The 23,366-nt window shown below is 62.5% G+C and carries 21 protein-coding genes; 10 read left to right on the top strand and 11 right to left on the bottom strand.

Annotated elements, in window-relative coordinates; genetic code table 11:
* Positions 1 to 111: 111 nt before the first annotated feature.
* The 6 genes from QA643_RS12030 to QA643_RS12005 all read right to left on the bottom strand — a co-directional run bounded on the left by QA643_RS12030 (position 112) and on the right by QA643_RS12005 (position 5,917).
* Positions 112 to 1,230: a cobalamin-independent methionine synthase II family protein gene (locus QA643_RS12030; protein WP_283033375.1), complete on the bottom strand. Its 1,119-nt coding sequence runs from the start codon at positions 1,228 to 1,230 to the stop codon at positions 112 to 114.
* A gap of 19 nt (positions 1,231 to 1,249) precedes the next feature.
* Complete coding sequence (locus QA643_RS12025; protein ID WP_283033374.1) at positions 1,250 to 1,966, bottom strand: ABC transporter ATP-binding protein; 717 nt, start codon at positions 1,964 to 1,966, stop codon at positions 1,250 to 1,252.
* Positions 1,959 to 2,711 (bottom strand): ABC transporter ATP-binding protein, encoded by a 753-nt coding sequence (locus QA643_RS12020; protein WP_283033373.1) that lies wholly within the window; start codon positions 2,709 to 2,711, stop codon positions 1,959 to 1,961. The genes QA643_RS12025 and QA643_RS12020 overlap by 8 nt, the downstream gene beginning before the upstream one ends.
* Positions 2,708 to 3,739: a branched-chain amino acid ABC transporter permease gene (locus tag QA643_RS12015; protein WP_283033372.1), complete on the bottom strand. Its 1,032-nt coding sequence runs from the start codon at positions 3,737 to 3,739 to the stop codon at positions 2,708 to 2,710. The genes QA643_RS12020 and QA643_RS12015 overlap by 4 nt, the downstream gene beginning before the upstream one ends.
* 7 nt (positions 3,740 to 3,746) lie before the next feature.
* Positions 3,747 to 4,616 (bottom strand): branched-chain amino acid ABC transporter permease, encoded by an 870-nt coding sequence (locus QA643_RS12010; protein WP_283033371.1) that lies wholly within the window; start codon positions 4,614 to 4,616, stop codon positions 3,747 to 3,749.
* 128 nt (positions 4,617 to 4,744) lie between these two features.
* Complete coding sequence (locus QA643_RS12005; RefSeq protein ID WP_283033370.1) at positions 4,745 to 5,917, bottom strand: ABC transporter substrate-binding protein; 1,173 nt, start codon at positions 5,915 to 5,917, stop codon at positions 4,745 to 4,747.
* A 338-nt stretch (positions 5,918 to 6,255) separates the two neighbouring features.
* On the opposite strand from QA643_RS12005, the gene QA643_RS12000 reads away from it, so the two are divergent.
* Positions 6,256 to 6,534 (top strand): hypothetical protein, encoded by a 279-nt coding sequence (locus QA643_RS12000; protein WP_283034780.1) that lies wholly within the window; start codon positions 6,256 to 6,258, stop codon positions 6,532 to 6,534.
* Between the two features lie 20 nt (positions 6,535 to 6,554).
* On the opposite strand, the gene purU is transcribed toward QA643_RS12000, so the two are convergent.
* Complete coding sequence (gene purU, locus QA643_RS11995; protein ID WP_283033369.1) at positions 6,555 to 7,418, bottom strand: formyltetrahydrofolate deformylase; 864 nt, start codon at positions 7,416 to 7,418, stop codon at positions 6,555 to 6,557.
* A 141-nt stretch (positions 7,419 to 7,559) separates the two neighbouring features.
* Between purU and QA643_RS11990 the strand changes: the two genes are divergently transcribed.
* The 3 genes from QA643_RS11990 (at position 7,560) to bcsS (ending at position 11,539) form a co-directional block, all read left to right on the top strand.
* On the top strand, positions 7,560 to 8,405 hold the full coding sequence (locus QA643_RS11990) for a uroporphyrinogen-III synthase (protein WP_283033368.1): 846 nt from the start codon (positions 7,560 to 7,562) through the stop codon (positions 8,403 to 8,405).
* Positions 8,406 to 8,741: 336 nt separating this feature from the next.
* A complete protein-coding gene (locus QA643_RS11985) occupies positions 8,742 to 10,778 on the top strand; it encodes a glycosyltransferase family 2 protein (RefSeq protein ID WP_283033367.1) in 2,037 nt (678 codons plus the stop codon).
* On the top strand, positions 10,775 to 11,539 hold the full coding sequence (gene bcsS / locus QA643_RS11980; RefSeq protein ID WP_283033366.1) for a cellulose biosynthesis protein BcsS: 765 nt from the start codon (positions 10,775 to 10,777) through the stop codon (positions 11,537 to 11,539). The genes QA643_RS11985 and bcsS overlap by 4 nt, the downstream gene beginning before the upstream one ends.
* A gap of 330 nt (positions 11,540 to 11,869) precedes the next feature.
* Here bcsS and QA643_RS11975 read toward each other — a convergent pair whose 3' ends face one another.
* The 4 genes from QA643_RS11975 to QA643_RS11960 all read right to left on the bottom strand — a co-directional run bounded on the left by QA643_RS11975 (position 11,870) and on the right by QA643_RS11960 (position 15,797).
* The gene (locus QA643_RS11975; RefSeq protein WP_283033365.1) at positions 11,870 to 12,850 is read right to left on the bottom strand and encodes a tripartite tricarboxylate transporter substrate binding protein; all 981 of its coding nucleotides are present in this window, start codon (positions 12,848 to 12,850) and stop codon (positions 11,870 to 11,872) included.
* Between the two features lie 147 nt (positions 12,851 to 12,997).
* Complete coding sequence (locus QA643_RS11970; RefSeq protein WP_283033364.1) at positions 12,998 to 13,951, bottom strand: GDP-L-fucose synthase; 954 nt, start codon at positions 13,949 to 13,951, stop codon at positions 12,998 to 13,000.
* A complete protein-coding gene (gene gmd / locus QA643_RS11965; protein ID WP_283033363.1) occupies positions 13,932 to 15,017 on the bottom strand; it encodes a GDP-mannose 4,6-dehydratase in 1,086 nt (361 codons plus the stop codon). Before gmd ends, QA643_RS11970 begins: the two co-directional genes overlap by 20 nt.
* A 105-nt stretch (positions 15,018 to 15,122) precedes the next feature.
* Complete coding sequence (locus QA643_RS11960; protein ID WP_283034779.1) at positions 15,123 to 15,797, bottom strand: Crp/Fnr family transcriptional regulator; 675 nt, start codon at positions 15,795 to 15,797, stop codon at positions 15,123 to 15,125.
* 260 nt (positions 15,798 to 16,057) lie between these two features.
* On the opposite strand from QA643_RS11960, the gene QA643_RS11955 reads away from it, so the two are divergent.
* From QA643_RS11955 to QA643_RS11930, 6 genes are all read left to right on the top strand, one after another.
* Positions 16,058 to 16,879 (top strand): ABC transporter ATP-binding protein, encoded by an 822-nt coding sequence (locus QA643_RS11955; protein ID WP_283033362.1) that lies wholly within the window; start codon positions 16,058 to 16,060, stop codon positions 16,877 to 16,879.
* Complete coding sequence (locus QA643_RS11950; protein ID WP_283033361.1) at positions 16,876 to 18,807, top strand: long-chain fatty acid--CoA ligase; 1,932 nt, start codon at positions 16,876 to 16,878, stop codon at positions 18,805 to 18,807. The genes QA643_RS11955 and QA643_RS11950 overlap by 4 nt, the downstream gene beginning before the upstream one ends.
* Before the next feature lie 214 nt (positions 18,808 to 19,021).
* Positions 19,022 to 19,915 carry a branched-chain amino acid ABC transporter permease gene (locus QA643_RS11945; RefSeq protein WP_283033360.1) on the top strand — a complete coding sequence of 298 codons (894 nt, stop codon included), beginning with the start codon at positions 19,022 to 19,024 and terminating at the stop codon, positions 19,913 to 19,915.
* A gap of 6 nt (positions 19,916 to 19,921) precedes the next feature.
* Positions 19,922 to 20,995, top strand: coding sequence for a branched-chain amino acid ABC transporter permease (locus tag QA643_RS11940; RefSeq protein WP_283033359.1), 1,074 nt, complete (start codon positions 19,922 to 19,924; stop codon positions 20,993 to 20,995).
* Positions 20,996 to 21,053: 58 nt separating this feature from the next.
* Complete coding sequence (locus QA643_RS11935; RefSeq protein WP_283033358.1) at positions 21,054 to 22,334, top strand: ABC transporter substrate-binding protein; 1,281 nt, start codon at positions 21,054 to 21,056, stop codon at positions 22,332 to 22,334.
* Positions 22,335 to 22,520: 186 nt separating this feature from the next.
* Entirely contained in the window at positions 22,521 to 23,357 is an 837-nt protein-coding gene (locus QA643_RS11930) for an ABC transporter ATP-binding protein (protein ID WP_283033357.1), read from the top strand.
* Positions 23,358 to 23,366 lie beyond the last annotated feature (9 nt).

Raw genomic sequence — 23,366 nt, 5'->3', positions numbered from 1 at the left:
CCTCACCCCGTCATTGCGAGCGGAGCGAAGCAATCCACCTCTCCGCACCGGGATAGATGGATTGCTTCGTCGCTATCGCTCCTCGCAATGACGACGACGCGCGAGCGCCGCTTACTTGCCCCACACCTCGTTCGCCACCTCCACCGCGAGGCTGAGCTTGGCCCACTGCTCTTCCTCGGAGAGGATGTTGCCTTCCTCGGTCGAGGCAAAGCCGCATTGCGGCGACACCGCGAGCTGCTCGAGCGGGGCGAACTTGGCGGCCTCCTCGAGGCGGCGCTTGATGTCATCCTTCTTCTCGAGCTCGCCGAACTTCGAAGTGATGACGCCGACCACCACGACCTTGTTGCCCTTCGGCAGATAGCGCAGCGGCTCGAAGCCGCCGGCGCGGTCGGAGTCGTATTCGAGGAAGTAGCCGTCGTAATTGGTGCCGGCCAACATGGTCTCGGCCACCGGCTCGTAGCCGCCGGTGGAGATCCAGGTCGAGCGGAAGTTACCGCGGCAGACGTGCGTGGTCACCACCATGTCGGCCGGCCGATCGGCCAGCGCGTAATTGATGATGCGCGCATAGGTCTCCTGCAGGCCGTCCGGGTTGTCGCCGCGATCGCGCGCTTTCTGCAATTCGTCCTGCGAGCAGAGATAGGCCCAGACCGTGTCGTCGAACTGCAGGTAGCGGCAGCCGGCGTCGTAGAATGCCTTCACCGCCTTGCGATAGGTCTTGCCGAGGTCGAGGAAGAATTCCTCCAGATCCGGATAGACCTCCTTGGAGATCGACTTGCGGCCCCCGCGGAAGTGCAGCACAGCCGGCGACGGGATCGTCATCTTCGGCGTGACGTGCGCCGTATCCGCATGCTTCTTCAGGAAGCGGAAATGATCCAGCATCGGGTGGTTGTCGGGGAAATCGAGCTTGCCGATGACGCGGACGGCGTCATGGCGGGTCTCGACGCCGGCGAACTGAATGCCCGTTTCCGGGTGGAACAGTTCGCAGCCCGTGAGATGGCTAAGAAAATCGAAATGCCACCAGGAGCGGCGGAATTCGCCGTCCGTCGCCAGCTTCAGGCCGATAGAAGCCTGCTTGTGCACGACCTTCTCGATTTCGAGGTCTTCGGCCTTGCGCAGGTCCTCCGGCGTGATCTCGCCCTTCTCCAGCTTGGCGCGCGCCTCCTTGATGCGCGGCGGTCGCAACAGGCTGCCGACCTCGTCGGCGCGGAACGGGGGCTTGGTTCTCTGCATGGTTTCAACTCCCATCAATCTAGTGCGCGGCAGCGCCGGCGACGCCGAGATGGCGTTCGAGCACGGCGGGATCGGCCTTCAGCGCGCTGCTGGCGGCATCATGCACGATCGCGCCGCGTTCCAATATCACAACCCGGTCGGCCAGCCCCAGAATCTTTTGCGCGTTCTGCTCGACGATAACAGAGCAGATGCCCCCGGAACGGGTGATCGTGCCGAGTGCCCTTAACAATTCTTCAACGATGATCGGTGCCAGGCCCTCGGTCGGCTCGTCCAGCAGCAGCACCTTCGGGTTGAGGGTCAGCGCGCGCCCGATCGCCAGCATCTGCTGCTCGCCGCCGGAAAGCTGGTTGCCGAAATTGTTGCGGCGCTCCTTCAGCCGGGGAAACATCTGGTAGACCTTCTCCACTGTCCAGGGACCGGGCTGGGCCACGGCGGTCATGTTCTCCTCGACCGTCAGCGATCGGAAGATGTTGCGCTCCTGCGGCACCCAGCCGATCCCCGCCCGCGCCCGCTGGTCCGGACGCATCGCGGTGACATCCAATCCGCCCACCGCGATCGCGCCACCGAAGCGGCGGGTGATGCCGACGATCGAATTGATCAGCGTGGTCTTGCCGGTGCCGTTGCGGCCAAGCAGCGCCAGCACCTGACCCTCGTCAAGCGTCAGCGACATCGAGGGCAGCACGACGGCTTCGCCGTAGCCGGCGCGCAAGGCGTCGATCGCGAGAAGCTCAGGCATCGGCGGCCTCGCCGAGATAGACCGCCTTGACTTGCGGATCCCGCGCCACTTCGTCCGGCGGACCCTCAACCAGCATCGCGCCGTTGACCAGCACCGAGATGCGGTCGGCAAACGAAAACACCAGATCCATGTCGTGCTCGATCAGCAAAACCGTGACGTCACGCGGCAGCGCCGCGACCGCCGCCAGAATGTCGTGCCGCTCGCTTTCGGGAACGCCGGCGGCGGGCTCGTCGAGCAGCAGCACGCGCGGCTTCGTCGCGATCGCGACCGCAATCTCCAGCAGGCGCTGCTTTCCGTAAGGCAGCGTCGCGGTGTGCTCGTTCATCACGTCGAGCAGATGAAAGCGCCCAAGCAGTTCCGCGATCTCCTGATTGACGTCGTCACGCGTGCCCATCCGCCGCCACCAGTCGCCGCCGCGGCCGAGCCGTTCGGAGACGGCGAGCCCTATCGTTTCGAGCGGGGTCAGGTCGGCATAGAGCTGGTTGATCTGGAAGGTGCGCGACAATCCACGCAGTACCCGCTTGTGAACGGCGAGATCGGTGATGTCGTTGCCTTCAAGCAGGATCTGGCCGCCATTAGGCTTCAGCACGCCGGTCAGGAGGTTGATGACCGTGGTCTTGCCGGCGCCGTTCGGCCCGATCAGGGCATGGCGGGCGCCCTGCTCCACCTTAAGCGACAGATCGCGGGTGACCCGAAGGCCCCCGAAGGATTTTTCCAGTCCCCTGGTTTCGAGCGCGACCGTCATGGCGCGTCGCTCTCGGGAACGGCGACACCGGCCTTGCGGCCGAAGACCTGTCGGATGACGAGGTTCGGCCCCCACAGCACCCAGCGATGGATTCGCTCGCGGCCGACCAGCACGATCGCGACCAGAACGAGCCCGATCCAGAACAGCCAGTATTGCGGCGTAATGGTCTGAAACAGCTCCTGCAGCATTTTGAAGACGACGGCGCCGATCAGCCCGCCGTAGAGATAGCCGGTGCCGCCGATCACCAGCACCAGCATCAGATCGGCCGAGCGTTCGAAGGCGAACACGTCGAGTGAGGCCAGAGCGGTGGTCTGGGTGAACAACGCGCCGGCAATGCCGGCATAGAACGCCGCTACCGTATAGATCGCAATCAGCCGGCGGTTGACGGGCACGCCGATTGCGGATGCCCTGAGTGGATTGTTCTTGATCGCACGCAGCGACAACCCGAACGGCGAATTGACGATCCGCCGCGCCAGCAGAAACAGCAGGAACAGCACGATCAGCGAATAGAAGAAGCCGGTCTTGCCGAACATGTCGAAGGCGAACAGGCCGAGGATCGGCTGCATCTCGATGCCCTGCAGCCCGTCGGTGCCGCCGGTGATGTTGGAGAAGCGTTCCGCCAGCGCCTCCAGCAGCAGCGCAATGCCGAGCGTCACCATCAGCCGCGTCAGGTCGACGCCGCGGATGACGAGAAAGCTGGTGAGAAAGCCGAGCACCATCGCGATCAGCCCGGCGGCGACCAGCGCGATGACCGGCTCGTTGATGATGCCGTGCAGCGCCAGCAAGCCGGCCGAGTACGCGCCGACGCCGAAGAAGGCGGCATGTCCTAAGGAGACGATGCCGGCGTAACCGAGGATCAGGTCCAGCGACAGCGTGAACAGCGCCAGGCGCAGGATGTCGGTCATGATGAGATAACGCGACGGAAACAGGAACGCACAGGATAGCGCGAGCAGCCAGAACGCGATCTCGGCCGGGCGCCAGCGGGCGCGGGCCAAGGCGAGAGATGAGACGTCGGAGATGACGGTCATTGCAGGCTCACCGCGCGGCGGCGCGGCCGAACAGGCCGTTCGGACGCCAGATCAGGATCACGATCATGATGGTGTAGATGACGAACGGCCCCATCTTCGGTACGTAATATTTGCCGGCGACGTCGCCGATGCCGAGCAGCAGCGAAGCAAGGAACGGCCCGGTGATGCTGGAGGAGCCGCCGACGGTGACCACGATCAAAAAGTAGATCATGAATTTTAGCGGGAAATACGGGTCGAGGCCGAGGATTTCTGCGCTGAGTGCCCCACCAAGTCCCGCCAGCCCGCAGCCGAACGCAAAGGTGAAGGCGAACACCTGCGGCACGTTGATGCCGAGCCCGCTGGCGACGCGGGGATCATCGACCGCGGCGCGCAGGCGGCTGCCAAAGCGGGTTTTCGACAGGATCAGTTGCAGCGCGAGCGTCAGCAGGCCGCAGATCACGATAATCATGAGGCGGTAGCGGCCGACGCCGACGCCAAAAAGGTCGAACTGCCCCTCCAGCGCCGCCGGCAGTTTGATGAAGATCCGCGACGATCCCATGATGTAGTCCACGGCTGCCACCGACATGAAGGTCAGGCCGATAGTGAACAGCACCTGGTCGAGATGGCTGCGGGTGTAGAGATGGCGGTAGAGCGTCCGCTCCAGCAGCACGCCAATGGCGGCAGCCGTCACAAAGGCGAGCGGCAGCGCCGCGAAGAACGGCCAGCCGGAATTGTTCACCAGCACCGCGCAGATATAGCCCCCGGCCATCGCAAAGGCGCCATGGGCGAGGTTGACGAAATTCATCAAACCGAGCGTCACGGCGAGCCCGCAGGCCAGCACGAACAGCAGCATGCCGTAGGCGACACCGTCGAACAGGATGGTGAACAGCGTGGTCATGGGAGCAGCGAAGAACCTCTAGGACTCGTCATTCCGGGGCAGCGCACCAGCGCTGAACCCGGAATCTCGTTGCAATAACCTCGAGATCCCGGGTTCGACGCTTCGCGTCGCCCCGGGATGACCTTCGGTCACTTCTTCGTCTTGCCGGAATCCTTCACCGCCTCGAAGGTGGCGAACTCGACATTATAGAGCTCGCCGTCGACCTTCTCGACCTTGCGGATGTAGATGTTCTGCACGATGTCGCGGGTCTCCGGGTCGATCGAGATCGGGCCGCGCGGGCTTTCCCACTTCATGCCCTTCATGGCCGCGATCAGCGCATCGCCATCGGTCTTGCCGCCGGTCTTCTTCAGCGCCTCGTAGATCAGGCGGATGCCGTCATAGCCGCCGACCGCCATGAAGCCCGGACGCTGGTTGAAGGCCTTCTTGTAGGCGGCGACGAACTCCTTATTGGCTGCCGAAGGATGGGCGGCGGAATAAAGATGCGCTGTCACCGTGCCGAGCGCGGCATCGCCCATGCCGTTGAGCAGGTCGTCGTCCATGACGTCGCCGGGGCCGATTACCTTGATGCCGGCCTTGTCGAGCCCGCGTTCGGCGTACTGCTTCATGAAGTTGCCGCCCTGTCCGGCCGGCACGAAAACGAACACGGCATCGGGCTTGGAGTCCTTCATGCGCTGCAGAAACGGAGCAAAATCAGGATTTTGCAGCGGCACCTTCACCTCTTCGACGATCTCGCCGCCACCGGCGGTGAAGTTTTGCTTGAAGAAGTTCAGCGCGTCGTTGCCGGGTGCATAGTCAGAGGTCAGAGTCGCGACCTTCTTGATGCCGTTCTTCGCGGCCCAATCACCGATAATGGTGCACGACTGCGCCAGCGTGAATGAGGTGCGGACGATATAGGGCGAACGCTCGGTGATGATCGAGGTGCCTGCCGCCATCACGATTTCCGGAACCTTGCCCTGCGTCGCCAAGGGAGCGGCGGCAAGGGCCGCCGGGGTCACGCCGAAGCCGGCGATGAAATTGACCTTGTCATTGACGATCAGTTCCTGCGCGAGGCGCTTGGTGTTGTCGGGAACCGCGGCGTCGTCCTTGAGGATGACCTCGATCTTCTTGCCGGCGACGGTGTCGCCGTTCTGCTGCATGTAGAGCTTGACCGCGTTGTCGATCTGCTTGCCGGTCGAGGCTTGGCCGCCGGTCATCGGCAGGATCAAGCCGATCTTGACGGTCTCCTGGGCGTAGGCCGGCGTGAGCGCCAGTATCGCGGCGGCCGCACCTGCGGCCAGCAATATGTGACTGCGAATAGACATCAATGTTTCTCCCCCTGATCGGTCTGTGCCTCGAACCGAGTCCCCCGGCCCTTGATCTCACCATAACCCAGTTTTTTTGGCCGGGTAGCGCGGCAACATGGCGTCCTTCGCCACCCTGTTGTCAATCGGACCATTGGCCTGAGGGCCGGCCCCGGCGGAACCAAATGCACTACGGTACCATGGTATAATCCCTGATACGGTTCGCCCCCAACGGCGCTCCAACGGTCGACTATTTGTACGATTGTACAAATAAAATGGTCCTGTCAACAAAGAAGCGGCGCGTTGGGCAGCGCCGCAAATCCATCATCCTTAAAGAGGAAAGTTGTAGCCTTCTGCCGATGACGACCAGCGCGCGCCACATTGCGACACTTCTTACCGTTGCCCTCGCGGGCGGCGGGCTGACCGGTTGCGGAACGATCAACGAGAAAGTCTCGGCGGGCGTCAGCGATGCCGTACCGGCGTGGCTCGGCGGCATCCCGGCGGACGCCCCGCCGCGTCCCGGCACGGCGAAGTATGACGAGTACATGAAGGAGCGCGAGCGCAAGCGGCTGTTGCCGGCCTCCGAGCGCGGCGAAGAGGCAAAGCCGGCACCGTCGCCGGAAGAAAAGGCCCGTTAAGGCGGAGAGGCGCCCGCCTCTCAATCCATGAACACCACGGTCTTACGTCCGTTGAGGATCACGCGGTCCTCAAGGTGATGGCGCACAGCACGCGCCAGCACACGGCGCTCGATGTCGCGCCCCTTGCGCGAAAGATCTTCCGGCGTGTCGCGATGGCTGATGCGCTCGACGTCCTGGTCGATGATCGGGCCTTCGTCGAGGTCGCTTGTGACGTAATGGGCGGTGGCGCCGATCAGCTTGACGCCGCGCTCATGGGCCTGGTGGTAGGGCCGCGCGCCCTTGAAGCCGGGCAGGAACGAGTGGTGGATGTTGATGCAGCGCCCGGCCAGCCTTGCCGACATCTCGTCCGAGAGGATCTGCATGTAGCGCGCCAGCACCACGAGATCGGTCCCGCTGTCCTGCACCAGCTTCCAGACCGCGTCTTCCTGCTCGCGTTTGGTTTCCTTGGTGACCGGTAGATAATGGAACGGGATCTCGCCGAAATCGAGCGAGCCGTAGGTCTCGCGCGGATGGTTGGAGACGATCGCCGTCGGGATCATCTCGAGTTCGGCCGTGCGCCAGCGATAGAGGATATCGACCAGGCAATGATCCGACTTGGAGACCAGCAGCATTACCCGGCGGCGGTTCGCGCGGTCGCGCATCTGCCAATCCATGCCAAAGCGCTCGGCGATCGCGGCAAAGCCGGTCTGCAACGCCTGCAATTCGACCGCGAGATCAGCGGCGGTGAACACCACCCGCATGAAGAACTTCTTGGTCTCGACATCGTCGAACTGCTGGGCGTCCAGAATGTTCTGCCCGTTATGGGCCAGAAATGTCGACACCGCGGAAACGATGCCGGGGCGATCCGGGCAGGACAGGGTCAGGACGAACTGATGATCGGGCATGGCGCTTGATTATAATTCGGGCAGCAGGGTGGAAACCTTAGGGATTTGCGGCCCTGCTCTATCACTGCCGGCGCGCTTGCGCCAATCCCGAAACCGGAGGCAGGATGAACAAAGCACACCGTCTTGCGTTGGAGCGACACCATGGCTGACAGATTGAACGGTTACCGCATCCTGATCCTGGAAACGCGCGAGGAAGCGCAGTTTTCCCGCCTCCTCACCGAGCAAGGCGCCGACGTGCTGCAATGCCCGATGTTCACCATCCACGATGCGCCGGACCCCGCGCCGGTGGAAGCCTGGATCCGGCGGTCAATCGAAAAGCCGTTCGACGACCTCGTGCTGCTGACGGGCGAAGGCCTGCGCCGGCTGATGAAGGTGGTGCGGCGGATCGGCGTCGAGCAGGAATTCATCGCGGCGCTCAACAAGGCGCGCAAATTCGCCCGCGGCCCCAAGCCCGGAAAGGCGCTGCGCGAAATTGGCCTGGAGCCGCAGATGACGACGGAGAAGCCAACCTCCGAAGGCGTCGCCGAGATGCTGTCGCGCCTCGACCTCAAGGGCCATCGCGTCGGCCTGCAACTCTACCCGGACAAGGATCACGGCGTCCTGATCGGTGCGATCAAGGCGCAAGGCGCCGAGGTCGAACCCGTGCTGCCCTACGCCTATGATGCGCAGGCGGCGGACGCCAACATCATCAAGGCGATCGACGAGATGGCGGAAGGCCGCGTCGATGCCATCGCGCTGACCAATCTCGGCCAGATCCGCCGCCTGATCGAGGTGGCGCGCGCCCGCGACTGCGAGGACCGGCTACGCGCCGGGCTCGATCGCACGCCGATCGCCTCTGTCGGACCCGCGGTCTCCGATGAACTCAAGTCGCACGGCCTGGCCACCGATATCTATCCGGCCGAGGACGCCTTCTTCATGCGGCCGCTGATCTCGGCGATGGCAACTGCCCTCGGCAAGAACCCGCCGCGCATGGCGGCAAGAGGCTGACAGCCGAGACGTACCTCAGATCAATCACGACGGCCCAATTCCGCTTTGCGACCGAAGCGGAAGCGGCGCATGGCCATCTTGATCCGCTGAGGCTCAACAACGAATCAACCAGCTCATCGCAGCGCGCTTTTCGAGCCGATGCGTAAGCACGTTGATACCTCAGCCGTCGAGGCACGAAGTATCATTGGGCATGCAGATACCTCAGGCATCAAGAATCCTGTGATGTTCGAAATCGAGCCTCATTTGCGTCATAGTTCTTAACTCTACGCGATCGGGAAAACTTGGCAATCACTCCCACTCCGCACTCCGATCCCGGCCGCCTCAATGATAGACATCTTGCTGACGCGCGTTGCCGCCGCCACGAGCATCGTCGCGCTTGTGCTCGGATTCACCGATGTATTCTCGAGCATTGAACTGGGCTCGGGCGGTCGCTCAGTCCTGAAGATCACGCTCGCGATTAGCTTCAGTATCGCCTTGCTCAGTCTGTTTTACGGCAATGTCGTCTATCAGTTGACGCGGATCGGCCAGCTCAAGCGCCATTCCGGCGACTCCGAAGATAATTCTGATCGTCGATCGTTCGAGGAAATCGTTTGCAGCCCGACGGTCAGCATCCTCGTGCCATCCTACAAGGAACAAGTTCCCGTCGTCATGCAAACGGTGATATCGGCGGCGCTGTCGGAATATCCGAATCGCAGGATCACCTTGCTTCTCGACGACCCGCCGCAGTGTGCCGGAGCCGATTTACTCGCGCTCTCGGCAACTCGTGATCTGATCAACGAGCTTGACGAAACGTTCGCCGCGGCGGCCGATCGATTTCGGGCCGCGGAACGCGACTATTTGGAACGCACTTCGTCGGGATCGGTGGCTATTTCACGCGAACGACAGCTCATCGGGGCGCTCTTCGACGATGCCGCGACAGTCGTGGAATGCCTTGGACGACGATATGCCGAATTTTCCCAACCGGCGTTTGCTCATGCCGATGAACTATTCGCGCGCGAAGTCATCGAGCGTCTCATCCGAGAGCATCGCGGCACCGCGGCCGTTCTTCGGAACGGGAAGAGCATCGATGCGGCGCGACTGCAATTGGAGTACCGACGTCTCGCGCAACTATTTGCGGTGCCCATCGGCATTTTCGAGCGCAAGCGATTTGCCAATCTCTCGCATGCCCCGAACAAGGCCATGAACCTAAACAGCTATATCGGGCTGATCGGACGGACATTCCGCATATCGAAGAGCGCGAACGGCGCTTTGCTGCTACTTGAAACGCCCGCGAGCGAGGCGGAGTTCAAGGTTCCCAATGCCGACTACATCATAACCATCGATGCAGACAGCATCATTCTTCCCGACTACGTTCGCAAGCTCGTCTCGATCATGGAAGCTGATCGGCGGATAGCGATCGCGCAGACGCCCTACTCCGCTTATCCCGGCCCGCCGACCGTGCTCGAACGAGTGGCCGGTGCCACCACCGACATCCAGTATCTGATTCATCAGGGCTTCACCGCTTACAATGCCACGTTCTGGGTCGGCGCGAATGCGGTTCTCCGCCGCGAAGCTCTGGACGAGATCAAGACAATGACGGAGGAGCGCGGCCATCCGATCCCGATCTTCATACAGGACAAGACCCTCATTGAAGATACCGGATCGACCATTGATCTCGCAGCACGCGGATGGCTGTTGCACAATCATCCGGAGCGTCTGGCGTTCAGCGCCACCCCGTCCGACTTCGGCGCTCTCGTCATCCAGCGCCGCAGGTGGGCCAATGGCGGACTGATCATTTTCCCGCGCCTGCTCGAACTTTGGAGACAGTCACCCAACGCCGGCCTACTCGAGACGATCATCAGGTCACACTATTTGCTGTCGCCAGCCTTGGCGAATATCGGCTTGCTGCTGCTGCTGATTATCCCGTTCGGCAGCGAGTTCTCCAGCATCTGGTTTCCGGTCGCGGCCGCTCCGTATTATTTGCTCTACGGTCAGGACCTGAAAAGGACCGGCTATAAATGGCGTGATCTGTTGCGGGTCTACGCGCTCACCCTGCTGCTCGTTCCCGTTAACCTGGCCGGCGTCTATCGTTCGCTGGAGCAGATGGTCACCGGCCGCAAAAGCCCGTTTGCTCGCACACCGAAGATCGAAGGCCGCACCGCCGCCCCGGCATCCCATCTGCTTGCGCTGTGCGCCCTGACCGCGACCGCGATCTTTTCCGCCGGGATGAACCTGTGGTCTGGCAATCTGTTGTTCTTCGCCTTTTGCGGAGTCAACGCGGGCTTCTTCCTCTACGGCTTTATAAGCCTGATTGGGTGGCGAGAGGCCGCCGTGGACATCACAGCGGGCCTGACCTTGCGTATTTCCACCAGACTGGCATCGGCCACGACATGATCAGCATCAACCGGCATACGATCATGCCACGCCGCGAAAAGTCTTTGCTTGAGACAATCGCGGTGCATTGGCTCGCGGCTCTGGCGGCGCTGATCGCGGCGGGTCTCACGACGGCCCGCGCAGAAGAGCCGCCCCGATGGTCGCTGCAGAGCACCAGCGATTTCGCATCATACGGGGCCTTCTATACGGACCTGACCGCAACCTACTCGCCGTTTGGAAGCCTGTGGGAGCAGGGCTGGCGTGTGCAGGGAATCGCGTCCGCGCGGCGCTACAGCTTCATGGACGCCGGGACGAAACGCATCGGCCTCGATACGACGGTCGACGGTTTAGTGGGATATCAGTTCATCTCAAATGGCTGGTCATGGCTTCTTGCCGCGGGCCCATCGATGGTGAACGCCCATCTATATGCGGCACCAGGGCTGTCGCCATCCAATATGACGCTACTTGGCGTCAAAGCATTGACATCGGTCTACGGCAATCCAACCAGCAATACGATGCTCTACGCCCAGGCGCATTACAATACCGGATCAGAGTTCTTCTATGTGCAGGGCAAGACGGGCATAGCTATCGCCAAAAACCTATTCATTGGACCCGAGGCAGCTTTCTCGGGCAGTTGGACCTATGACCAGGTCCGGGTCGGCGGTCACATCACCGGCTTCAACGTGTTGGGGATGCAGTCCGGTGTGTCGCTGGGCTTCGTTCGGGACTCGACGTACGGATCGGGATTCTATACCGGGCTTAACCTTCAGACCAATTTCTGATTGCCTGGCCGGCACGGGCCCGCCGCGCATGCCGGCAAGAGGCTGACAAACCACAGACGCCTTGCTTGCGACCGTCCGCTTGGCACCAAATCGCGCGAGGTTGGGCGCAGCGTCGCGGCCAGCGTTACATGTCAACGCTAACCGATCCGCAGGGCTTGAAAGTTTGGAGCGAGCGCCCGTGCAAGCACCCCTCATGCTTCTGGGCGTAGGCAAGCACGCCCATGATAATCAAAGCCACCACGACCAATCCGGCTATTAGGTTCTCCACCATGGCTGCCACTCCCGGCCTATCGCGGCGCAATCTCACCTCGCCGCCAGTTTGATGAAGCGCTAATCCACCTTGGCGCCGGCGAACTTGACCACCTTGCCCCACTTTTCGGTCTCGTCAGCCACCAGCTTGCCGAAATCGGCGGGAGAGCCGGGCAGCAGAATGGCGCCGATCTCGTTGAAACGGGCCTTCGCCTTGGGATCGGCGAGGATCTCGTTGACGGCCTTGTTCAGCACGCCCACGATTTCGGGCGGCGTGCCCTTCGGCGCCGCAAGGCCATACCAGGCGCTGGCCTCGTAGCCGGGCAGATAATCGGCGACCAGCGGCAGATCGGGCAGCACGTCCGAGCGCGTCGTGCTGGTGACCGCGAGCCCGCGCAGCTTGCCGGATTTGACGTGCTCGGCGCAGGTCGGAAGGTTGTCGAACATCACATGCATCTGGCCGGACAGCATGTCGGTGAGCGCCGGCGCGCCGCCGCGATATGGCACATGCTGCATGTTGATGCCCGTCAGCATCTTGAACAGCTCGCCCGACATGTGGATGGTCGAGCCGTTGCCGGACGATGCCATGTTGAGCTTGCCCGGATTGGCCTTGGCGTAGGCAATCAGCTCGGGGATCGTCTTGATCGGCAGCGATGGATGCACCACCACGACATTGGGAAAGCGGATGATGCCGGCGATCGGCTCCATCTCCTTCATGAAATCAAAGGGCAGCTTGTCGTAGAGCGTCGCATTGATCGCATTCGCCGGCGCGACCAGCAGCAGCGTGTAGCCGTCGGGTGTCGCGCGCAATACCTGCTCGGTGGCGATATTGGTGCCGCCGCCCGGCCGGTTCTCGATGACGAAGGATTGGCCGAGCCTTTCCGACAGCCACTGCCCCATCAGGCGCGCGGTGAGGTCCGCCGAGCCGCCCGGCGTATAGCCGATCACGAGGCGAACCGGACGTGTGGGATAGGCCTGCGCGCTGGCGATGGTCGAGATGGCCGGAACGGCGGCCGCACCGGCCACGAGCTGCAGGAACTGACGACGCTGATATTTCATCATGCTTCCTCCACTGCGCCGGCGGCTCTTGTGGCCGCTCGGCGTCGTGCATACTAGAGCATGATCGGGAAAATGGGGTACCGATTTTCGTCGTGACAACGCGAAACGCTTCCGCGTTGTCACGACCTGACAGGACCTTCGTTCCGCGAGCTAGGCGTTCTCCGCCTGCTCGCTGAGGAACGCCTGATAGGCGAGCCGGATGCCATCCTCGAGCTTTGTCGTGGCGCGCCAGCCGAACTTCGCCAGACGGCTGACGTCGAGCAGCTTGCGCGGCGTGCCGTCCGGGCGCGAGGTGTCAAAACTGATCTGGCCGGTGTAGCCGACGGTCGCGGCGACCACGCGGGCAAACTCGGCGATCGTGATGTCCTCACCGGTGCCGATATTGACCAGTTCGTCATCCGAATAGGTCTTCATCAGATGGACACAGGCATCCGCGAGGTCGTCGACATAGAGGAATTCGCGGCGCGGCGTACCGGTACCCCAGACCACCACCTTTTTGGCGCCTGATAGCTTCGCCTCGTGGAAGCGGCGGATCAGCGCGGCGACGACGTGGCTATATTCGGGATGATAATTGTCGCCCCTTCCATAGAGATTGGTCGGCATCACATTGATGAAATTGGCGCCGTACTGGCTGCGATAAGCTTCCACCATCTTGATGCCGGCGATCTTCGCAATCGCGTAGGGCTCGTTGGTCGGCTCCAGTGGCCCCGTCAGGATGGAATCCTCGCGCAGCGGCTGCGGCGCCAGCTTGGGATAGATGCAGGACGAGCCGAGGAACATCAGCTTCTCGGCGTCATGGACATGCGCGGCATGGATCACGTTCGCCGCGATCGCCAGATTGTCGTAGAGGAATTCGGCGCGCAGCGTGTTGTTGGCGACGATGCCGCCGACCTTGGCGGCGGCGAGAAACACCACCTGCGGCCGTTTGGCCGCGAACCATTTGTTGACCGCCGCCTGGTCGCGCAGGTCGACCTCATTGCGGGCCGTCGTCAGCAACTGGACGTTTTCCAGCGCCAGCCGGCGCACCAGCGCGGAGCCGACCATGCCGCGATGGCCAGCGACGTAGACAGTCTTGCCGTTCAGCTCAAACGGAATGCTGGCCACGGGCCGCCTCCCGACGCGCGTCTTCGAGGTCGCCCGCGACCATGTCCTTGACCAGCTGGGCAAAGGACGTCTTGGGCTTCCAGCCGAGCTTCTCGCGCGCCTTGCTGGCATCGCCGACCAGGAGATCGACCTCGGTGGGGCGGAAATATTCGGGGTCGATGCGGACCACGGTCTTGCCGGACTTTTTGTCGACGCCGGTCTCCTCGACGCCCTTGCCGCGCCATTCGACGCTGCGGCCGACTTCGGCGAAGGCGAGTTCGACAAATTCGCGCACCGAGCGGGTCTCGCCGGTAGCCAGCACGAAATCGTCGGGTTTGTCGGCCTGCAGGATCATGTGCATGCCCTCGATATAGTCCCGTGCATGGCCCCAGTCGCGCTTGGCCTCGAGATTGCCGAGATAGAGCGCCTCGTCGAGCCCGGCCTCGATGCGGGCGACGCCGCGGGTGATCTTGCGGGTGACAAAGGTCTCGCCGCGGATCGGGCTCTCATGGTTGAACAGGATGCCGTTCGAGGCAAACATGCCGTAGGCTTCGCGGTAATTGACCGTGATCCAGTAGCCGTAGAGCTTGGCGACGCCGTAAGGCGAGCGCGGGTAGAACGGCGTGGTCTCCTTCTGCGGCACCTCCTGCACCAGGCCGTAGAGTTCCGAGGTCGAGGCCTGGTAGAACCGCGTCTCCTTCTCCATGCCGAGGATGCGGATCGCCTCCAAAAGCCGCAGCACGCCGATGGCGTCCGCATTGGCGGTATATTCCGGGCTTTCGAAGCTGACGCCGACATGGCTCTGGGCGGCGAGGTTATAGATCTCGGTCGGCCTGATCTGCTGCATCAACCGGATCAGGTTGGTCGAGTCGGTCATGTCGCCGTAATGCAGCAGGAACGGCACGTTGCGGGAATGCGGATCCTGGTACAGGTGGTCGATCCGCGCCGTATTGAACGAGGACGAACGCCGCTTGACGCCGTGGACGGTGTAGCCGAGGCCGAGCAGATATTCGGCGAGATAGGCGCCGTCCTGCCCGGTGACGCCGGTGATCAGCGCCACCCGCCGTTTTGAATCCTGAGCCGCCATATCATCTCCAAATACACAATTCGAATATTGCGCTGCCCATAGCATTGCGCCAGCGCCAAGTCTATCGGCAAAGCCGTTTGAAATCAGGGTCTTAGAGGCTTAATCTTAATCGCCATGGTTACGCAGCCGTTCGAGTTCGATGATGGTGACGCCGCCATATTCGAGCCGCAGCAGGCCCTCCTTCTCCAGCCGCTTCAGGCATTGGTTGGCGTTCTGCCTGGAAATACCGGACAGCGCTCCGATTTCTTCCTGTGTGATTTCGAGATGCCGCGTCATGTCGGGATAAAGAATCGGGTTGAACAGCGAGGCGATGGAGCGCGCAACGCGGCTGGTGGCGTCGAGCGTGCGGCCATGTTCCACCGCGCCGATGAACTGGCCGAGCCGTTCATTGAGCTGCCGTACCAGAAACCGGTTGAACGCGACGCTGTTCTCGAACAGCCAGAAGAAGGTGGCCCGATCCATCAGCGCCAACCTGGTATCCCGGATCGCAACCATATCGTAGCGACGTGGTTCGCTCTTCAGCATCGACCCTTCGCCGAACCAGGCGCCGGCCGTGAGGCCGGCGAACGTCGCCGCCTTGCCGCCGCTCGACACTGTGCCCATCCGCGCCAAGCCCGTGACAATACCGGTCCAGTAATCGAAGGCATCGCCGCGCATGAAAATGAATTCATTGGCGCGGTAGGACTTCTCCACGATGCCGGCACGGGCGGCCTCGATCTCCCGCTCGTTCAATTCGCGCGACCAGGCCGCGATACGCTTGAGGTAATCCGCAGCAATCATGATCGCATCGACCGTCACGTCTCCATCGGCCTCTTGCTGCACCGCAACAGGAGGCCGCCAGGCAAATTTCCCGACAGATTGTCAGGGAAAAGACATTTCAAACTATCGCATTGCCGTAAGGAGAGCCACCTACCACGCGTGATGTGGCAACCGGCCGCTACCGATAGTCGGATGGTCCGCCCGTCATCGCCGATGTAGGATTGCGCATTGCAAACGATAGATAAAGAGCGCCGCTCAAGCGCCGTATCTGGAGGGAATGAGTGGCTCATACGTTGGAAGTGCGCGGCGTCTCGCTGCGCTTCGGCGGCGTCCGAGCGCTGACCGAAGTCTCATTCGGCGTGAACGAGGGCGAGCTGTTCTCGATCATCGGCCCGAACGGCGCCGGCAAGACCTCAATCGTCAATTGCATTTCGGGCCGCTACAAGCCGACCGAAGGCCGGCTGTTCTATCGCGGCAAGGACATCACCGGTCTTAATCCGAACGCCCGGCCCTCGCTCGGCATCGGCCGCACCTTCCAGAACCTGGCGCTGTTCCACCATATGAGCGTGCTCGACAACATCATGGTCGGGCGGCACCACCTGTTGAAGAACAACTTTATCACCGGCTCGCTGTACTGGCTGACCGGCGCGCGGCGCGAGGAACTTCGGCACCGCCACAAGGTGGAGGAGATCATCGACTTCCTCGACCTGCAGTCGGTGCGCAAGGCGACCGCCGGCACCCTTCCTTACGGCCTGCGCAAGCGCGTCGAGCTCGCTCGCGCCATGGCGCTGGAGCCGCAGCTGATCCTGCTCGACGAGCCGATGGCCGGCATGAACTTCGAAGAAAAGGAGGACATGGCGCGCTACATCGTCGATCTCAACGAAGAGTTCGGCATGACGGTGATGATGATCGAGCACGACATGGGCGTCGTGATGGACATCTCCCACCGCGTCATGGTGCTGGATTTCGGCCGCAAGATCGCCGAGGGCGATCCGGCCTCCGTGCTCGCCGATCCCCATGTGAAGCGCGCCTATCTCGGCGAAGAGGACGAGATGCTGGTCGATCCCGATGACAAGCCCGCAGCTCCGGAGTGCGCAGCATGATGGATTATGCAGGACGTGTCGCCCAGGCGGATACGTTTCCAAAACTCCTGCGCCTCAATGCCAAGGAGCACAGCGACGATATTGCGCTGCGCGAAAAGGATCTCGGGCTGTGGCGCGTCTTCACCTGGAACGACTACCAGAGGCGCACGCATGATTTCGCGCTCGGCCTGGTCGAACTGGGTCTTAAGCGCGGCGACGTCATCGGCATCATCGGCGACAACCGCCCGGATTGGGTAGCGGCGGAAATCGCAACCCATGCCATCGGCGCGATGAGCCTCGGCCTTTATCGCGACGTGCTGGACGAGGAAGCGGCCTATCTCCTGAGCTACGGCGAGGCCAAGCTGGTGTTCGCCGAGGACGAGGAGCAGGTCGACAAGCTGTTGGCGCTGGCCGATCGCGCGCCTAATCTCAAGCACATCGTTTATTCCGATCCGCGCGGCATGCGGAAATACGAGGATCCGCGGCTGATGGAAGCCGAGAAGCTCGCGGCAATGGGCCGCGAGCGCGCCGCGCGCGAGCCGGGACTCTATGACCGGCTGGTCGACGCGACCGGCGGCGAAGACGTCGCGATCCTCTGCACCACCTCGGGCACGACGGCGAACCCGAAGCTGGCCATGCTGGCGGCCGGCCGTGTCCTGAAACATTGCGCGACCTATCTGGCGTTCGATCCGAAGGGGCCGGACGACGAATATGTCTCGGTGCTGCCGCTACCCTGGATCATGGAACAGGTTTACGCGCTCGGCAAAGCGCTGCTGTGCCGGATGAAGGTCAACTTCGTCGAAGAACCCGAGACCATGATGCACGATTTCCGCGAGATCGCGCCGACCTTCGTGCTGTTTGCGCCGCGGCTGTGGGAATCGATCGCCGCCGACGTCCGCGCCGGCGTGATGGACTCCTCGCCGCTGAAGCAGAAGCTGTTCGATATCGGCATGAAGACCGGGCTTTCGGCGCTGGCGCAGGGCAAGCGCTCGCTGTTTGCCGACCAGCTCCTGTTCCGCGCGTTGCGCGACCGGCTCGGCTTCACGCGACTGCGCTCGGCGGCGACCGGCGGCGCCGCGCTCGGACCGGATACTTTCAAATTCTTCCAGGCGATGGGCGTGCCGCTGCGCACGCTCTATGGCCAGACCGAACTGCTCGGCGCTTACACGCTGCATCCCGCCGGCAAGGTCGACCCCGATACGACCGGCGTGCCGATGGCGGAAGATGTCGAAATCCGCGTCGATAACCCTGACGTCAACGGAGTCGGCGAAATCGTCGTCCGCCACCCCAACATGTTCCTCGGCTACTACAAGAATCCGGAAGCATCAGTCGCCGACATCAAGGATGGCTGGATGCATTCCGGCGACGCCGGCTATTTCAACGCGCAGGGCCAGCTCGTCGTCATCGACCGCATCAAGGATCTTGCCGAGACCTCGCGCGGCGAGCGGTTCTCGCCGCAATATCTGGAGAACAAGCTGAAGTTCTCGCCCTACGTCGCCGAGGCCGTCGTGCTCGGCGCCGGCCGCGATACGCTGGCGGCGATGATCTGCATCCGCTACTCGATCATTTCAAAATGGGCAGAGAAGAACCGCATCTCGTTCACGACCTATACCGACCTCTCCTCGCGCCCCGAGGTCTATGCACTATTGCGCAAGGAGGTCGAAAGCGTCAACGCCACGCTACCGCCGGCGCAGCGTATCTCGCGCTTCCTGTTGCTCTACAAGGAGCTCGATGCCGACGACGGCGAACTGACCCGTACCCGAAAAGTCCGCCGCAGCGTCATCAACGAGAAATACGCCGACATCATCGACGCAATCTATGCCGGCAAGAGCGACATTCCCGTCGACACCGTGATCCGCTTCCAGGACGGCACCACCCAGCGCATCCGCACCACGCTGCGCGTCGTCCATCTTGGCGGGCCTGCGCCGATGGCGGAGGCTGCGGAATGAGGGTGATGTCGAGCAACGCCGCCGCAAAACCGGTCGTCATGCGCGGGCTTGCCGCCTCCGCCAAAGCTTCGGCGCGCCAGCAGAGGATCGCCGCGGCGAAGCCTTGGCGTAGCCGGGACTCGCGCATCCATCCTCTTCCGAAAAAGTGCTTCTTCAGGCGATGGATCGTCGGGTCAAGCCCGGCGATGACAACCTGTACGTTCGGTGAGTCCGCATGAACACCCAGCTTCTGATCCAGCTCCTCGTCAACGGCCTCGTGGTCGGCACGCTCTACGGCGTCGTCGCGATGTCGTTTGTGCTGATTTACAAGGCGACGCAGGTGGTGAACTTCGCGCAGGGCGAACTGCTTCTGATCGGCGCCTGGGTCTGCTGGTGGCTGCTCACCAAGTACCAGGTGCCGTTCTATCTGGGCATGCCGATCACGCTGGTCTTCATGTTCCTGTTCGGCATTGCGATCCAGATCGTCATCCTGCGGCCGATGATCGGCGAGCCGATCATCTCCGTGATCATGGTGACGATCGCGCTCTCGACGGTGTTTTCGGCGCTGATGAAGTGGATGTTCGGCGTCAACCTGCAGCCGTTCCCGCGCATCTTCCAGACCCAGAACGTCAATTTCCTCGGCCTGCAGGTGCAGACCGTCTATCTGATGAGCCTTGCGGTGTCGGTCGCGATGATGATCGGCATGGCGTGGTTCTTCCGCCTCTCCAAATACGGCCTTGCGATGCGCGCCACTGCGTTCAACCAGCAGGTCGCGCAGTCGCTCGGCATTTCGGTGAAAAGCGTGTTCGCGATGGCCTGGGCGATCTCGGCAACCGTCTCTGCCGTCGCCGGCGTGGTGGTGGCCGTCGTCAACGGCGTCTCGGCCGGTCTCTCCGCCTATGGCGTCAAGGTGTTCCCGGCGGCGATCCTCGGCGGTCTCGACAGCGTCGGCGGCGCGGTGCTCGGCGGCATCATCATCGGGCTTCTCGAAAACATCGCGCATTTTCTCGACAGCGAATATCTGCACTGGGGAAATCTCTACGAGATCGCGCCGTTCTATGCCCTCATCATCATCCTCATGATCAAGCCGTACGGCCTGTTCGGCACCAAAGACATCGAGCGGGTGTAAAACATCATGGCAGGCCATACCCTCATTCCCGCCGGCGATTTCCGCACCAGCTATGCGGCGGATACCACGGTGTTTCCGACCACGACCAGCCGCAACGCGATGATCGCGGGCATCGTGCTGGTCTGCTTTGCGCCTTACGTCGTCAACGAGTACGTCCTCAGCCTGCTGATCCAGATCGGCATTTTCGGCATCGCCGCCCTCGGGCTGAACATCGTGGTCGGCTTCACCGGTCAGATCTCGATCGGCCACGCCGCCTTCTTCGGCTTCGGCGCCTTCACCTCGGCCTATCTGTCGAACCGGTTCGGCATCCCCGTCTTCTTCTGCATCCCGCTCGCGGGCGTCGTGACGGCGGCGGTCGGCCTGATCTTCGGCCTGCCCGCTGCGCGGCTGAAGGGGCTTTATCTGGCGATCGCGACGCTGGCGGCGCAGTACATCCTGCTCGACTTCTTCGCGCGGGCCGAATGGTTCACCGGCGGCAGCGTCCCCGCCAGCGCCGAGCCGTTCTCGCTCTTCGGCTACGCGCTGCGCGGCGATAAACAGTATTTCTACGTCGTGCTGGCCTATGTGATCGTCTGTTATCTCCTCGTCACCAATCTGATCCGCTCGCGCGACGGGCGCGCGCTGGTCGCGGTGCGCGACCATTATCTCTCCGCCGAGATCATGGGCATCAACCTGACCAAGTACCGGACGCTGTCATTTGGCCTTGCCGCGTTCTTTGCCGGCGTCGGTGGCGGGCTCTATGCGCATTACAATCTGGTGGTCTCCAACGAAGGTTTCGGCATCGACCGCTCGATCATCTTCCTCGCCATGATCATCATCGGCGGGCTCGGCTCGGTCATGGGCACGCTGATGGGCACGGCGTTCATGGTGCTGCTGCCGGAATCGATGGAGTGGCTCAGCGTCGCGCTGCGCGACAGCCCGATCGATCAGTTTCTCGGACTAAAGAACAATATCGCTTTCTTGCGCGAAATGGCCATCGGCGTGATCATCATCGTCTTTCTGGTGTTCGAGCCGGATGGACTTGCGCATCGCTGGCGGCAGATCAAGGCCTATTGGAAACTCTACCCGTTCTCGCATTGAGGTCGGAACGGGGCTGACAACGAGAAGACCTCGAGAAGTAACCGGGAGGACTATGTCCATGACGATGAAGACTCTGTTGAGCACAGCCTCGCTCGCCTTGCTGGTGGGCAGTACCGCGGCGTCGGCCCAGGCGCCGATCTCGCTCGGACATCTCGCCGACTATTCGGGTCCCACTTCTGACGTCGGCACGCCGTTCGGACAGGGCGTCGCCGACACCTACGCATGGATCAACAAGAACGGCGGTATTGGCGGCGCCAAGGTCAATGTCGACACCGTCGACTACGGCTATCAGGTGCCACGCGCCATCGCGCAGTACAAGAAATGGTCGGGCGCCGACAAGGTCGCCGCCATTCTCGGCTGGGGCACGGCCGACACCGAAGCGCTGACGGGTTTCCTGGCGCAGGACAAGATCCCCGACATCTCGGCGTCGTACGCCGCGGCGCTGTCAGATCCGACCGGTGCCGGCGGCAAGGCCAAGCCCGCGCCCTACAATTTCTTCTATGGCCCGAGCTATTCGGACGCGCTTCGCGGCATGCTGACCTGGGCCGCCGAGGACTGGAAGGCCAAGGGCAAGCCGGGCAAGCCGAAATACGTCCATATGGGCGCCAACCACCCCTACCCGAACGCTCCGAAGGCGGCCGGTGAAGCCATTGCCGGCGAGCTCGGCTTCGAAGTGCTGCCGCCGATCGTGTTTGCCTTGACGCCCGGCGACTACAGCGCGCAGTGCCTGACGCTGAAGAGCTCGGGCGCCAACTACGCCTATCTCGGCAATACCGCCGGCTCCAACATCTCCGTGCTCAACGCCTGCAAGGCGGCGGGCGTGGACGTGCAGTTCCTCGGCAATGTCTGGGGCATGGACGAGAACGCCGCCAAGGCCGCCGGCGCCGCTGCCGATGGCGTGGTGTTTCCGCTTCGCACCGCGGTGGCATGGGGCGGCAACGCGCCCGGCATGAAGACCTTTATGGAAATCTCCAAGATGTCTGACGCGGCCGGGACTACCTATCGTCCCGTGCACTACATCGCCGGCGTCTGCACCGCGCTCTACATGAAGGAAGCGGTCGAATGGGCTGCCAAGAACGGCGGCGCCACCGGCGAGAACGTCAAGAAGGGCTTTTACCAGAAGAAGGACTGGGTGCCCGCCGGCGGCGAAGGCATCTGCAATCCCTCGACCTTCACCGAGACCGATCACCGCGGCACGCTCAAGGTCGATCTCTATCGCATGAAGGTCGCCGGTGCGACCGATGCGCCGCTCAACGACCTCGTCAAGAACGGCGGCATCAAGATGGAGAAGGTGAAGACCATCGACCTGCCGCGCAAGCCCGACTGGCTGGGCTGGTAAAGTTAGGCGTGCCTCGAAGCGCCTCATACTCAACTGTCATCCCCGCGAAAGCGGGGATCCAGTACGCCGCGGCTTCTCGATAGATCGCAGGCGCCTCTGGAATACTGGATCACCCGCATTCGCGGGTGATGACGGCGGTGGGTGGAGCGGGTGACCCGCCCCACCAACAACGCCAGGATCGGAAACATGACTGAAACAACCGAACTCAACCGTCCTGCGAAGACCACCGCGCAAGCCCCGCTGCTCAGCGTGCGCAACATCGAGGTGGTCTACGACAAGGTCATCCTGGTGCTGCGCGGCCTCAGCCTTGAGGTGCCGAAGGGCGCGATCGTGGCGCTGCTCGGCGCCAACGGCGCCGGCAAGTCGACGACGCTCAAGGCGATCTCCGGGCTGCTCAAGACCGAGGACGGCGAGGTCATCCGCGGCGAGATCCTGTTCGACGGCGAGCGCATCAACGGCATTGATCCCGACAAGATCGTCCGCCGCGGCATCTTCCAGGTGATGGAGGGCCGCCGCATCATCGCCGACATGACGTCGATCGAAAACTTGAAGCTCGGCGCCTTTACCCGCACCGACAACGAGGTCGCTGACGACATCGACATGGTGTTCAGATATTTCCCGCGTCTCAAGGAGCGCACTGGGCTCGCCGGTTATCTCTCCGGCGGCGAGCAGCAGATGCTGGCGATCGGCCGCGCGCTGATGGCGCGCCCGAAGATGATCCTGATGGACGAGCCGTCGATGGGCCTGTCGCCGCTACTGGTCAAGGAAGTGTTTTCGATCATCAAGGAGATCAACCGCGACCTCGGCGTCACCATCCTGCTGGTGGAGCAGAACGCGCGCGCGGCGCTGTCGGTCGCGAGCCACGGCTACATCATGGAACAGGGCAAGGTGGTGCTGGATGGCACCGCCGATGAGTTGCGCGACAACGAGGACGTCAAGGAATTCTACCTCGGCGGCGCCGGCGACCAGCGCAAGAGCTTCAAGAACCTGAAAAGCTTCAAGCGGCGAAAGCGGTGGCTGTGAGCAAATTCA

The organism is Bradyrhizobium sp. CB3481 (assembly GCF_029714305.1).
Lineage (GTDB): Bacteria > Pseudomonadota > Alphaproteobacteria > Rhizobiales > Xanthobacteraceae > Bradyrhizobium.
Note: the sequence above shows the minus strand (reverse complement) of the source record. Positions and strands in the feature narration are given on the sequence as shown.

Excerpts from the sequence above, each read along its gene's own strand:
- QA643_RS11990 (WP_283033368.1), top strand. The coding sequence starts at position 7,560 with ATGGCTGACAGATTGAACGGTTACCGCATCCTGATCCTGGAAACGCGC.
- QA643_RS11945 (WP_283033360.1), top strand. The coding sequence starts at position 19,022 with ATGAACACCCAGCTTCTGATCCAGCTCCTCGTCAACGGCCTCGTGGTC.
- QA643_RS11930 (WP_283033357.1), top strand. The coding sequence starts at position 22,521 with ATGACTGAAACAACCGAACTCAACCGTCCTGCGAAGACCACCGCGCAA.
- QA643_RS12015 (WP_283033372.1), bottom strand. The coding sequence starts at position 3,739 with ATGACCGTCATCTCCGACGTCTCATCTCTCGCCTTGGCCCGCGCCCGC.
- QA643_RS12000 (WP_283034780.1), top strand. The coding sequence starts at position 6,256 with ATGACGACCAGCGCGCGCCACATTGCGACACTTCTTACCGTTGCCCTC.
- bcsS (WP_283033366.1), top strand. The coding sequence starts at position 10,775 with ATGATCAGCATCAACCGGCATACGATCATGCCACGCCGCGAAAAGTCT.
- QA643_RS12020 (WP_283033373.1), bottom strand. The coding sequence starts at position 2,711 with ATGACGGTCGCGCTCGAAACCAGGGGACTGGAAAAATCCTTCGGGGGC.
- gmd (WP_283033363.1), bottom strand. The coding sequence starts at position 15,017 with ATGGCGGCTCAGGATTCAAAACGGCGGGTGGCGCTGATCACCGGCGTC.
- QA643_RS11935 (WP_283033358.1), top strand. The coding sequence starts at position 21,054 with ATGACGATGAAGACTCTGTTGAGCACAGCCTCGCTCGCCTTGCTGGTG.
- QA643_RS11975 (WP_283033365.1), bottom strand. The coding sequence starts at position 12,850 with ATGATGAAATATCAGCGTCGTCAGTTCCTGCAGCTCGTGGCCGGTGCG.
- QA643_RS11950 (WP_283033361.1), top strand. The coding sequence starts at position 16,876 with ATGATGGATTATGCAGGACGTGTCGCCCAGGCGGATACGTTTCCAAAA.
- QA643_RS11960 (WP_283034779.1), bottom strand. The coding sequence starts at position 15,797 with ATGATTGCTGCGGATTACCTCAAGCGTATCGCGGCCTGGTCGCGCGAA.
- QA643_RS11940 (WP_283033359.1), top strand. The coding sequence starts at position 19,922 with ATGGCAGGCCATACCCTCATTCCCGCCGGCGATTTCCGCACCAGCTAT.
- QA643_RS12025 (WP_283033374.1), bottom strand. The coding sequence starts at position 1,966 with ATGCCTGAGCTTCTCGCGATCGACGCCTTGCGCGCCGGCTACGGCGAA.
- QA643_RS12005 (WP_283033370.1), bottom strand. The coding sequence starts at position 5,917 with ATGTCTATTCGCAGTCACATATTGCTGGCCGCAGGTGCGGCCGCCGCG.
- QA643_RS12030 (WP_283033375.1), bottom strand. The coding sequence starts at position 1,230 with ATGCAGAGAACCAAGCCCCCGTTCCGCGCCGACGAGGTCGGCAGCCTG.
- purU (WP_283033369.1), bottom strand. The coding sequence starts at position 7,418 with ATGCCCGATCATCAGTTCGTCCTGACCCTGTCCTGCCCGGATCGCCCC.
- QA643_RS12010 (WP_283033371.1), bottom strand. The coding sequence starts at position 4,616 with ATGACCACGCTGTTCACCATCCTGTTCGACGGTGTCGCCTACGGCATG.